At 58.5% G+C, this 11,945-nt stretch carries 9 protein-coding genes and 1 pseudogene; all 10 read left to right on the top strand.

The genetic code is table 11. The annotated features are described in order from the left end of the window. The first annotated feature begins 4 nt into the window (after positions 1-4). Positions 5-1,363: a chitooligosaccharide synthase NodC gene (gene nodC / locus ACYHH6_RS08955; RefSeq protein WP_023687361.1), complete on the top strand. Its 1,359-nt coding sequence runs from the start codon at positions 5-7 to the stop codon at positions 1,361-1,363. 13 nt (positions 1,364-1,376) lie between these two features. Beyond that, positions 1,377-2,006: a nodulation methyltransferase NodS gene (gene nodS / locus ACYHH6_RS08950; protein WP_023685032.1), complete on the top strand. Its 630-nt coding sequence runs from the start codon at positions 1,377-1,379 to the stop codon at positions 2,004-2,006. A gap of 37 nt (positions 2,007-2,043) precedes the next feature. Beyond that, positions 2,044-2,277: pseudogene (locus tag ACYHH6_RS08945) on the top strand (carbamoyltransferase N-terminal domain-containing protein); the annotation flags it as partial. A 54-nt stretch (positions 2,278-2,331) separates the two neighbouring features. Continuing rightward, entirely contained in the window at positions 2,332-3,243 is a 912-nt protein-coding gene (gene nodI / locus ACYHH6_RS08940; protein WP_023685034.1) for a nodulation factor ABC transporter ATP-binding protein NodI, read from the top strand. A gap of 3 nt (positions 3,244-3,246) precedes the next feature. Continuing rightward, a complete protein-coding gene (locus ACYHH6_RS08935) occupies positions 3,247-4,035 on the top strand; it encodes an ABC transporter permease (protein ID WP_023687364.1) in 789 nt (262 codons plus the stop codon). Positions 4,036-4,099: 64 nt separating this feature from the next. Continuing rightward, positions 4,100-5,074, top strand: a complete 975-nt coding sequence (locus ACYHH6_RS08930) for a LysR family transcriptional regulator (RefSeq protein WP_023703124.1) — start codon at positions 4,100-4,102, stop codon at positions 5,072-5,074. A gap of 398 nt (positions 5,075-5,472) precedes the next feature. Next, the gene (locus ACYHH6_RS08925) at positions 5,473-7,188 is read left to right on the top strand and encodes a type I secretion system permease/ATPase (RefSeq protein ID WP_488473644.1); all 1,716 of its coding nucleotides are present in this window, start codon (positions 5,473-5,475) and stop codon (positions 7,186-7,188) included. A gap of 512 nt (positions 7,189-7,700) precedes the next feature. Next, the gene (locus tag ACYHH6_RS08920; RefSeq protein WP_023686103.1) at positions 7,701-8,492 is read left to right on the top strand and encodes a calcium-binding protein; all 792 of its coding nucleotides are present in this window, start codon (positions 7,701-7,703) and stop codon (positions 8,490-8,492) included. A 444-nt stretch (positions 8,493-8,936) separates the two neighbouring features. Beyond that, the gene (locus ACYHH6_RS08915) at positions 8,937-10,472 is read left to right on the top strand and encodes a type I secretion system permease/ATPase (RefSeq protein ID WP_488473643.1); all 1,536 of its coding nucleotides are present in this window, start codon (positions 8,937-8,939) and stop codon (positions 10,470-10,472) included. Then, positions 10,459-11,772 (top strand): HlyD family type I secretion periplasmic adaptor subunit, encoded by a 1,314-nt coding sequence (locus ACYHH6_RS08910; RefSeq protein WP_352592684.1) that lies wholly within the window; start codon positions 10,459-10,461, stop codon positions 11,770-11,772. Before ACYHH6_RS08915 ends, ACYHH6_RS08910 begins: the two co-directional genes overlap by 14 nt. The last annotated feature ends 173 nt before the right edge of the window (positions 11,773-11,945 follow it).

Genomic DNA, 11,945 nt, shown 5'->3' with positions numbered 1-11,945 from the left:
TCCCATGACTCTTCTTGGTACAACCAGCACTGTGGCCATTTCGCTTTATGCACTGCTCTCGACTGCCTATAAGAGCATGCAAGGGCTTTATGCTATGCCGACAAAGGATTCGTCGGCGTTGGAGGTTCTCGCCGGCTCCGACAAACTGCCCAGCGTCGATGTCATCGTCCCCTGCTTCAACGAGGATCCGCGCACGCTTTCAGAGTGCCTGGCTTCCATTGCAGACCAAGAATACGCCGGAAGACTTCGGGTCTATTTGGTTGATGACGGTTCTGGAAATCGCGAAGCCTTAGGAACTGTCCACGAAGACTACGCGCGCGACCCCAGGTTCGACATCATTTTGCTTCCCGAGAATGTTGGAAAGCGCAAGGCGCAGATCGCCGCGATACGACGCTCATCAGGGGATCTGGTGCTTAACGTTGATTCAGACACGGTACTCGCGCCCGACGTCATTTCCAAGCTTGTACCGAAGATGCGAGATTCAGCGGTCGGCGCAGTCATGGGTCAGTTGACGGCCAGTAACCGAACCGAGAGCTGGCTGACCAGGCTGATAGACATGGAGTACTGGCTGGCTTGCAACGAGGAGCGCGCGGCACAGGCTCGCTTCGGTGCCGTTATGTGCTGTTGCGGCCCATGTGCCATGTACCGCCGGTCTGCGCTCCTTTTGTTACTGGACCAGTACGAGTCGCAATTTTTTCGGGGCAAGCCAAGCGACTTCGGTGAGGATCGCCATCTCACTATCCTGATGCTGAAAGCAGGCTTTCGAACCGAATACGTTCCGAGCGCCATCGCGGCCACAGTCGTTCCGAACAGACTCGGACCGTATCTGCGCCAACAACTCCGTTGGGCACGAAGCACATTCCGGGACACACTGCTTGGGCTGCGCTTGCTGCCTAGCCTAAATAGCTATCTCACGTTGGACGTGGTCGGACAGAATCTCGGCGCGCTACTCCTCGCCCTATCGGTATTAACGGGCCTCGCACATTTCGCACTGACAGGCACTGTGCCTTGGTGGACAGGACTGATGATTGTGTCCATGACCATGCTCCGATGCAGCGTGGTAGCATTTCGTGCTCGACAATTTCGATTTCTTGGCTTTTCGCTGCACACGTTCATCAACGTCTTTCTCTTGCTTCCGTTGAAGGCCTACGCGCTGTGTACCTTGAGCAATAGCGATTGGCTGTCGCGAAGCTCTGCTGTCGCTACATCGAACACTGGGGGAAAACAGGCCCCCACCCAAGCTCCGATCACTGGTTCCAGCAGGGCAGAACTCTCGCCCCATTCGGCTCCGCTTCGCAGGCTCAGTCTTGCGCGGGATTCTTCGGAATTAGTCCTGTCGGACAACATTTGCGGCGACGATTGATCGCAAATACCTAATGGACGAAAGGTGCACGAGTTTGACCCAGAACGTGAATCATCAGTTGCTTGATCGGGAATTGGCCGCCGACGATCCGTGGGGCCTCGACGGCAATCCATTCGAGCGGAAGCGCCACACGCAAATGCTCCAGCTGGCGCTTGCCCAAGGCTCCATTACAAATGCCCTCGAAGTCGGGTGCGCTGCCGGCGCATTCACGGAAAAACTAGCCCCCTACTGCCAAGGGCTCACCGTCATCGATGTCGTGGCGCAAGCGATTGCTCGAGCACGTCAACGGATAAAGGAGCCGTCGCGCATCAACTGGATAGTCTGCGATGTTCAACAGTTTTCGACCGACGAGTTGTTTGACGTGATCGTTGTGGCGGAGGTCCTCTACTACCTCGGAGACATAGCCGAGATGCGCGCGGCCGTCAAAAACCTGGTGCGGGTGCTTGCGCCAGGCGGGCATCTGATCTTCGGATCGGCAAGGGATGCTAATTGCCGTCGCTGGGGTCACGCCGCTGGTGCTGAGCCGGTCATCGCCATGCTGAACGAAACGTTGATCGAGGTAGAGCGGCTTGAGTGTCGGGGCGAGTCGGTCAACGAAGACTGCTTGCTCGTCCGTTTCCGGAACCCGATTTCCGCTTCCTGATGAATCTCGAATCTATCGCCGTTAACGTGGAGACACTATGCGCATCTGTGGTACCAAGCTGACCCATGATGGGGCGATCGCCCTGGTCCAGGATGGACGGCTCGTCTTCTGCGATGACCAGGAAAAGCGGCACAACGATCCGCGTTACCAATCCATCGATAATCTCGACGCAATTGTCGCCGCTTTAGCGGAGCAGCGGCTAGATCCTTGTGATGTCGATCAGTTCGTTATCGACGGCGGGGATGGCGAAGACGAGTCACAGTTTCAGATCGGCAGGGAACCAAGCGACCGCCAGTTTTGTCGTCCCTCTCGGTAAAATGAACCCATGTCCATGATAGCGATCGACCTTACTGACGTAAGCAAAACTTATGACAAGCTCGTTGTCGACAGGCTGTCGTTCCGCGTTGCGGCGGGGGAATGCTTCGGGCTCTTGGGACCGAACGGCGCGGGCAAAAGCACGATTGCGCGTATGGTCCTCGGCATGACATCGCCTGATGCGGGGAAGATTACTGTGCTCGGCGCTCCAGTGCCGGCGCGCGCGCGTTTGGCACGTATGCGCATCGGCGTGGTCCCGCAGTTCGACAATCTTGATGCCGCGTTCACTGTACGCGAGAACCTGTTGGTGTTCGGGCGCTACTTCCGGATGAGCAGACGCCAGATCGATGCGGTCATACCATCGCTGCTTGAGTTCGCCCGCCTCGAGAACAAAGCGGATGCGCGCGTCGCCGAACTGTCCGGCGGCATGAAGCGGCGCCTGACGCTCGCGCGTGCGCTCATCAATGACCCGCACTTGCTGGTGATGGACGAGCCGACCACCGGCCTCGATCCGCAGGCCCGCCACCTGATCTGGGATCGGCTGCGATCGCTGCTGGCGCGGGGCAAGACTATTCTTTTGACTACCCATTTCATGGAAGAGGCCGAGCGGCTGTGCGATCGGCTGTGCGTTATGGAGGAGGGGCGCAAGATCGCCGAAGGTCGCCCGTCCGAACTCATTGACGAGCAGATCGGCTGTGACGTGGTGGAGGTCTACGGCGGCAATCCGCATGAACTGGGTGCGCTGATCCGGCCGTACGCACAGCGCATCGAGGTGAGCGGTGAGACGCTTTTTTGCTATGCACCCGATCCGGAGCAGGTGCTGGCGCAGCTACGCGGGCGCACGGGTCTACGCCTTCTGCAGCGTCCCCCCAATCTCGAGGATGTGTTTTTGCGGTTAACCGGGCGCGAGATGGAGGACTGAACAATGGGCGAACGTTATGCGGCGGGCATGCCCGCCAATGCGTGGAATTGGGTCGCGGTTTGGCGCCGCAACTATCTTGGATGGAAGAAAATCGGGCTTGCATCGGTTCTCGGCAACCTCGCCGATCCGATGATCTATCTGTTCGGTCTCGGCTTTGGCATCGGAACAATGATAGGTCCTGTTGAGGGCACTTCGTACATTGCGTTTCTCGCGGCTGGCATGGTTGCCACAAGCGTGATGGCATCGGCGACCGCTGAAACGGTCTACGGGAGTTTCGGCCGCATGGGCGACCAGCGCACCTGGGAAGGAATGCTATGCACTCAGCTGACGCTCGGCGATATCTTACTCGGCGAATTGGCGTGGGCAGCCACGAAGGCCCTCATGGCGGGCACAGCAATCACTATTGTTGCTACCACGCTCGGCTACGCATCGTGGCCATCCATCCTCTGCTTGCTGCCAGTCATCGCTCTCAATGGCCTCGCCTTCGCGAGTCTAGCGATGGTCGTCACGGCGCTTGCGCCCAGTTATGAATATTTCATATTTTATAATACGCTTGTTATTACACCCATGCTGTTCCTTTGCGGCGCGATGTTTCCGGTCAACCAATTGCCCGGCGCTTTTCAGTATGCTGCCTCCTTATTACCGCTCGCACATGCAATCGACCTCATTCGTCCAGCGATGCTTGGCCGTCCGATTGACAAAATGGGCCTGCATATCGGCGCGCTTTGCATATACACAGTTTTGCCCTTCTTCTTTTCGATTGCTCTTTTTCGTCGAAGGCTGATGCGTTGACGCTACTCACCATTCGAATTGAATGTTTGGTCGCAACCCATTCACACGCCGCCTAGATCAAGACATGCGTTTTAAGGGACTCGATCTGAATCTCCTCGTCGTGTTGGACGCTCTGGTCAGGGAACGTAAAGTCACCGCGGCGGCCCGCAGTATCAACCTGAGCCAGCCGGCAATGAGCGCCGCCGTTGCTCGGTTACGCGCCTATTTCAGCGATGAGCTATTTACGATGAGCGGCCGCGAGCTCATTTTGACACCTCGCGCTGAGGGGCTCGCCCCAGCAGTCAGGGAGGCATTGCTGCACATCCAGCTATCGATTATTTCCTGGGACGCCTTCAACCCAGCCCAATCGGATCGTCGCTTCCGGATTATCCTTTCCGATTACATCACGCTCGTATTTTTTAAGAAGATCGTAGAACGTGCTGCGCGGGAAGCTCCCGCCGTCCGCTTTGAATGTCTCCCTATTTCCGACGACCCCGAGGAGCTTCTCCGGCGCGGCGACGTTGATTTTCTAATTATGCCGGAAGTATTCATGTCGAAACATCCTCGCGCAGCCCTGTTCGAAGATATGCTCGTGTGCGTAGGCTGCGGCACGAACAAGCAGCTGTCAGAGCCACTTACATTGGAGCGATACTTATCGATGGGGCAGGTTGTGTTCAAATTCGGGGACACCCGGCAGCTCTCCATGGAGGAATGGTATTTGCTCGAGCACGGTTTCGAGAGACGCATCGAAGTTGTCGTACACGGCTTTAGCCTGATCCCGCCCGTTGTATCAGGCACCAGCCGCATCGGGACCATGCCCTTACGGCTGGCGCAGCATTTCGCAAAAACAACACCCCTGCGGATTGTCAAACTTCCGCCGCCACTTCCTCCCGCATTCACGGAGGCCGTTCAATGGCCTGCGCTCCACAATAGTGATCCGGCAAGCCTGTGGATGCGGGAAATGATGTTGCAGGAGGGATCTCGTATGATTCCTCTGCCTAAGAGCACCGGACGTCTCAGTTGTCCCCAAATTGAGAAAATGCCCCCCCCTCGACTATGAGAGGAGGCATGGATGGCGATGCCCCGCCGCCTGCGACCCCGCAACTGCTCAGCAGAAGGGCGAAGCGAACGAGAGTGAATCCATTTCGTAAATGTGTGCCTATCCAAGCAATCGATTTCTGCAATTGTCCGATGACGAATATGAACGCGCCTGAAGGTGTGGAGGCGGAAGCCTGTTCGGGCCCTTGCGGCCGACCACGATGAATCCCTTCCAAACCTTCAGCCGGACGGTGTTGTTGACGCGCTCCATTAAATGCCGGGACCAAACATATTCGGCGGGAGCACTGATCCTGAACCAGCGAGCGGATGCAGTCGGTTGCCGGTCGGGGAGCAATATAGGGAGCTGGGTCGCCAGCCTCCGGAGACTTACGTGACAACCATTCCTTAAAGGATTCAGCTTTGAGACCCTTCCCTCTGACTTCCGCGATTTGGGGCATTGTGTTGATCAGCGGCGTGGTCAACGTGCTTGCGCTCATCTCGCCGCTGTTCATGCTTCAGGTCTATGACCGCGTTCTGGCAAGTGGCAGCGTATCCACGCTAGTGGGGCTCGTCGTGCTTGCTGCGGGGCTTTATGCGTTCCAATGCCTGCTCGACATTTTGCGCGCCCGCGTGCTGCTGCGGATTGGCGAGCGTTTCGATGGACAGTTTTCCGGACGCGTTCACGATGCGATCGTTCGCCTTCCGCTTTCAACGCGCATGCCGGGCGACGGCTTGCAGCCGCTTCGCGATCTCGACAATGTTCGCGGCTTCTTAGGTGGAAACGGTCCGACAGCGTTCTTCGATCTGCCATGGATGCTGTTTTATCTTGGCATTTGCTTCCTCCTTCATTTCTGGATCGGCATGACGGCACTTATCGGGGCGTTCGGTCTCACATCTCTGACACTCCTTGCCAACACTCTCTCGCAAGGGCCGATAAGCGATACCGTTGCCCACAACATGGCACGCAATGGTCTGCTGCAAGCAGCGCGTTGCAATGCCGAGGTCGTGCAAGCTCTCGGTCTTGGAAAGCGGATCGCTGCCCGATGGCAAAAGGCCAATGCCAAGTGTCTGGCCGCCAACCGGAAAGCTGGGGACGTGGCAGGTGGGCTGGGTGCCATTTCAAAGTCGCTGCGCGTGCTGCTGCAATCGGCCATTCTTGCCGTCGGTGCGTACCTTGTCGTCAGGGAAGAGGCTACGGCCGGGGTCATGATTGCCAGTTCGATCATGATGGGGCGTGCGCTGGCTCCGGTCGACCTCGCCATTTCAAGCTGGAAACCCTTCCTCATGGCGCGCCAGGGTTGGGCGCGGCTGGAGGACCTCTTGGAAAAGGTTCCTGAAACCGCTCCTGTTATGCTAATGCCTGCACCTGAACGCGAACTGCGCCTCGAAAGCGTGACAATCGTTCCGCCCGGTGAAAGCAAGCCGACCGTGACCGGCATTGCGTTTGCCATTCAGGCGGGAAGCGCACTCGGGGTCATCGGCCCGTCGGGCTCGGGCAAGTCGACACTCTCGCGCGCCATCGTCGGCGCATGGACGCCGGTCGCCGGGAAGGTTCGCATCGACAGCGCAAGCCTCGATCAATGGGACCGGGAAGCACTAGGCCGTCACATCGGCTATCTGCCACAAGGTGTTGAATTGTTCGATGGCACCATTGCCGAAAACATCGCTCGTTTTGAAGATGATCCTGACCCTGAGGCTATTGTCGCCGCGGCGAAAGCAGCGGCCACGCACGAACTGATCCTCCGATTTGAGCACGGATACGAAACTCCGATTGGTGAGGCCGGATCGGCACTTTCCGCCGGGCAGCGTCAGCTTATCGGTCTTGCCCGGGCCCTTTATCGAGACCCTTTCCTTGTCGTGCTGGATGAACCCAATGCCCATCTCGACGCGGAAGGCGAAGCTGCAGTCGTTAATGCGATCGCCTCCGTGCGCGAGCGCAAGGGCATTGCGGTTGTCGTCGCCCATCGGCCGAGCGCCATCCGCGCCGTCGATTTGGTGTTGGTGATGGAAGGTGGACGGCAGCGATCATTCGGTGCGCGTTCCAAAGTCCTGAAGGCCATCGAGTCTACACAGGATCACGTGGCAGAGCGCGCTGACATGGAGGATCCCGGTGTCCGGCATTCATCAGAACAATGACGTTTCGAGTCCATTCGCCGGCACCTGGTGGCGGGCCTTCTGGCGAGCGTGATCCGGACACTTTGTCGTCGTTTCCTGGTGAGAAGATACAGCACCCGACTGGCGGGGTGGTCGGAGAAATCCTGGTGAACCCGGCATTTCGTACTACCTGGTGCGCCTGTCAGTTCCGATCTCGGCTCGCGCGAACGCGCTCCCTAACGTTCCATTGCTCGCAATGGGCAGTGCCGGCGCGACTCGGCAACACAGCCCCATGCCCGTTCTTCCGAGGGCGGCCCAACCAGGACGACCGGTTGCCAAGTTTTCCTGGACCGTTCTTTGAGTGTGAATGTTCGGGCCGATTGCCTGGGGCGTGTCCCCGCCGCCTGCGAGCCCGCAACTGCTCAGCAGAAGGGCGAAGTGAACGAGAATGCATCCATTTCGTAAATGTATGCCTATCCAAGCAATCGATTTCTCCAATTGTCCGATGACGAATATGAACGACTCAGGCAGGGGCATCATTAGGAGTATTTTCAATGGCAAAGATTATCGAAGGTGGCCCGGGTTCCGAAACACTCCTCGGCACCGAGGGTGTTGACTGGATCGAGGGTTACCAGGGCGGTGACTGGCTTGACGGTCGTGGCGGCAACGACGAGATCTCGGGTGGCGCGGGCAGTGACCGAGCCATCGGCGGCAAGGGTAACGACCGCATCTTCGGCGGAGATGGCTGGGACGATCTCTCCGGCGACAACGGCCGCTTCAACGCGCGCGTCTCCGGTGAGGACAATGACAGGCTCAGCGGCGGACCCGGCCAGGATGTCCTCTACGTGGGTGACGGCCAGGACACGTTGACCGGGGGCAGCGACAGTGACACGTTCGTGTTCCAGTTCCACAATCCGGTACCTGGGGTTGTCGGGTCGACGTCGGACATTACCACTATCACCGATTTCAACCCGGCGGAGGACAAGTTCGCCTTCGATGCGGTGGGCCTCTACAACGATGGTTTTGGCGCGAACTTCGTCAACAACGCCAGCATACAGTCCGGCTACCCGGTGAGCAGCTTCTACAGCGGTGCGGCCTCGGGTGCGAACGGCGAACACGTCGTGGTGATCACTGGCGAATCTTTCAACTCTGCTAATGAGGCGGCGAGTGCGATCTCCGGCGAGCACGCCGGCGACATCATTGTCTACCAAAGCAGCTACACCGACAGACTCGCAACTCTGGCCTATGTCACCGCCGACGGCAGCGCGCACGAGTTCGCCCACCTGGGCGGTGTGGTCACCGTGGCAGACCTGGGCCTGACCGCGTCCGACTTCACCTTCGTTTGATCCAGAAAACCCATACGGAACCGCGCCCGCCCCGCCCCCCTGGGCGGGCGCTTTCCCGTTTCCGCTACTTGCCATGGGCCGGGGCGCCCGGGAGCAGTCAGCGTGTACAGTGACGAAGCCCTGCGCGTCGCGCTGGTCGTGCACCGAAATCCCACTGAAGGTGTGGAGGCGGAAGCCTGTTCGGGCCCTTGCGGCCGACCACGATGAATCCCTTCCAAACCTTCAGCCGGACGGTGTTGTTGACGCGCTCCATTAAATGCCGGGACCAAACATATTCGGCGGGAGCACTGATCCTGAACCAGCGAGCGGATGCAGTCGGTTGCCGGTCGGGGAGCAATATAGGGAGCTGGGTCGCCAGCCTCCGGAGACTTACGTGACAACCATTCCTTAAAGGATTCAGCTTTGAGACCCTTCCCTCTGACTTCCGCGATTTGGGGCATTGTGTTGATCAGCGGCGTGGTCAACGTGCTTGCGCTCATCTCGCCGCTGTTCATGCTTCAGGTCTATGACCGCGTTCTGGCAAGTGGCAGCGTATCCACGCTAGTGGGGCTCGTCGTGCTTGCTGCGGGGCTTTATGCGTTCCAATGCCTGCTCGACATTTTGCGCGCCCGCGTGCTGCTGCGGATTGGCGAGCGTTTCGATGGACAGTTTTCCGGACGCGTTCACGATGCGATCGTTCGCCTTCCGCTTTCAACGCGCATGCCGGGCGACGGCTTGCAGCCGCTTCGCGATCTCGACAATGTTCGCGGCTTCTTAGGTGGAAACGGTCCGACAGCGTTCTTCGATCTGCCATGGATGCTGTTTTATCTTGGCATTTGCTTCCTCCTTCATTTCTGGATCGGCATGACGGCACTTATCGGGGCGTTCGGTCTCACATCTCTGACACTCCTTGCCAACACTCTCTCGCAAGGGCCGATAAGCGATACCGTTGCCCACAACATGGCACGCAATGGTCTGCTGCAAGCAGCGCGTTGCAATGCCGACTTGCGCCTGCAGGTGCAATCGGCCATTCTTACCGTAGGTGCGTACCTTGTCGTCAGGCAGGAGGCTACGGCCGGGGTCATGATTGTCAGTTCGATCATGATGGGGCGTGCGCTGGCTCCGGTCGATCTGGCCATTTCAAGCTGGAAACCCTTCCTCATTGCGCGCCAGAGTTGGGCGCGGCTGGAGGACCTCTTGGAAAAGGTTCCTGAAACCGCTCCTGTTGTGCCTATGCCTGCACCTGAACGCGAACTGCGCCTGGAAAGCGTGACAATCGTTCCGCCCGGTGAAAGCAAGCTGACCGTGACCGGCCTTGCGTTTGCCATTCAGGCGGGAAGCGCACTTGGGGTCATCGGCGCATCGGGTTCGGGCAAGTCGACACTCTCGCGCGCCATCGTCGGCGCATGGACGCCGGTCGCCGGGAAGGTTCGCATCGACAGCGCAAGCCTCGATCAATGGGACCGGGAAGCACTAGGCCGTCATATCGGCTATCTGCCACAAGGTGTTGAACTGTTCGACGGCACCATTGCCGAAAACATCGCTCGTTTTGAAGATGATCCTGACCCTGAGGCTATTGTCGCCGCGGCGAAAGCAGCGGGCACCCACGAACTCATCCTCCGATTTGAGCACGGATACGAAACTCCGGTCGGTGAGGTCGGATCGGCACTTTCCGCCGGGCAGCGTCAGCTTATCGGTCTTGCCCGTGCCCTTTATCGAGACCCTTTCCTTGTTGTGCTGGATGAACCCAATACCCATCTCGATGCGGAAGGCGAAGCTGCAGTCGCTAAGGCGATCGCCTCCGTGCGCGAGCGCAAAGGCATTGCGGTTGTCGTCTGCCATCAGCCGAGCGTCATCAGCGCCGTCGATTTGGTGTTGGTGATGGAAGGTGGACGGCAGCGAGCATTCGGTGCGCGTTCCAAAGTCCTGAAGGCCATCGAGTCTACACAGGATCACGTGGCAGAGCGCGCTGACATGGAGGATACCGGTGTCCGGCATTGATCAGAACAATGACGTTTCAAGCTCCATTCGCCGCCACCTGGTGGCGGGCCTTCTGGCGAGCGTGATCTTTGTGGGAGGAGCCGGAGCCTGGGCGACCTTCACGAATCTCTCCGGTGCGGTTGTAGCGTCCGGACACTTTGTCGTCGTTTCCTATGTCAAGAAGGTGCAGCACCCGACTGGCGGGGTGGTCGGAGAAATCCTGGTGCGCGAAGGGGATAAAGTAAAAGCCGGCGACATCCTCATGCGGCTCGATGCTACCCAGACGCGCGCTAATCTCGCCATAGTCACCAAGCGGCTCGATGAGCTGGCCGCCTACCTGGCACGACTCGATGCTGAGCGTGACGATCTCGCGGAAATCGCCTTCCCGGACTGGCTACTCGCCCGAAGAGATGTTCCAGACGTAGCTTCGGCAATAGATAGCGAGACGCTGCTGTTCGAATTCCGCAGGCAATCCCGCGACGGGAAGCAGGCGCAATTGGCGGAACGCATTACTCAATATCACCACGAGATCGAAGGACTCAAGGCGCAGGAAATTGCCTGTGAAAAAATGATCGAGGTTCTCCAAAAGGAAATTGCTGTTCTAAGTGGGCTGCGCAAGCAAGGCATTGTCTCGGACCAACGGTTGAACAGCCTGAAGATCCAGGTTGCCACTTTCGGTGGCGAGCGCGGTGAGAAGATCGCAGATCAGGCACAGACGGCAGCCCGCATAGCCGAAACGCGCCTGCAGATCCCGCAGATCGATCAGGATTTCAAGTCGGAAGTCGGCCAGGAGCTCAGAGAGGTTCAGGCGCAGGTCGGGGAGTATGTTGAGCGCAAGGTGGCGGTTGAGCAGGAACTGCGGCGGATCGATATCGTCGCGCCGCAGTCAGGCGCCATTCAACAACTCGCAATTCATACGGTCGGCGGAGTGATTACGCCCGCCGATCCGATCATGCTAATCGTGCCGGAAGGCGACGATCTTGCGCTTGAAGTACGAATCACCCCGAAGGACATCGACCAAATCCAGCTTGGCCACAAGGCCGTGCTGCGGATGTCAGCCTTCAATCTGAGAACCACGCCGATATTGAACGGATATGTCAGCCGGATCGCAGCCGATCTGGCGACGGATGAAAAAAACGGCATTTCGTACTACCTGGTGCGCCTGTCGGTTCCGCAGGCGGAACTGACGAAGCTCAAGGGCCTGACGCTCGTGCCCGGTATGCCGGCCGAAGCGATGGTCGAGACGGGCGAGCGTACGGCGCTTTCCTATTTCGTGAAGCCGCTGTCGGACCAAATCAGTCGGACATTCCGGGAGGAATGAAATAACCCAGAGAAATGAGTCTTGGCCATGGTGGCGTTCCTTCGCGGGAATCAGGTGAAGTGAACAATCACCAGCCTGCCATGACCGCCCCCTCTCAGCGAATTTGCAGAACTCTCAGTACACTACCGGGACGGCCTTGTCCGGCGAGGTCATACTGCGAATGTCCCATATCG

The organism is Mesorhizobium sp. P171375, from assembly GCF_057786075.1.
This window is presented reverse-complemented; position numbering and strand designations above follow the sequence as displayed.

What these genes read in the sequence shown, in the direction of transcription:
- nodC (WP_023687361.1), top strand. Translation starts at nt 5, where the DNA reads ATGACTCTTCTTGGTACAACCAGCACTGTGGCCATTTCGCTTTATGCA.
- nodS (WP_023685032.1), top strand. Translation starts at nt 1,377, where the DNA reads ATGGACGAAAGGTGCACGAGTTTGACCCAGAACGTGAATCATCAGTTG.
- nodI (WP_023685034.1), top strand. Translation starts at nt 2,332, where the DNA reads ATGTCCATGATAGCGATCGACCTTACTGACGTAAGCAAAACTTATGAC.
- ACYHH6_RS08935 (WP_023687364.1), top strand. Translation starts at nt 3,247, where the DNA reads ATGGGCGAACGTTATGCGGCGGGCATGCCCGCCAATGCGTGGAATTGG.
- ACYHH6_RS08930 (WP_023703124.1), top strand. Translation starts at nt 4,100, where the DNA reads ATGCGTTTTAAGGGACTCGATCTGAATCTCCTCGTCGTGTTGGACGCT.
- ACYHH6_RS08920 (WP_023686103.1), top strand. Translation starts at nt 7,701, where the DNA reads ATGGCAAAGATTATCGAAGGTGGCCCGGGTTCCGAAACACTCCTCGGC.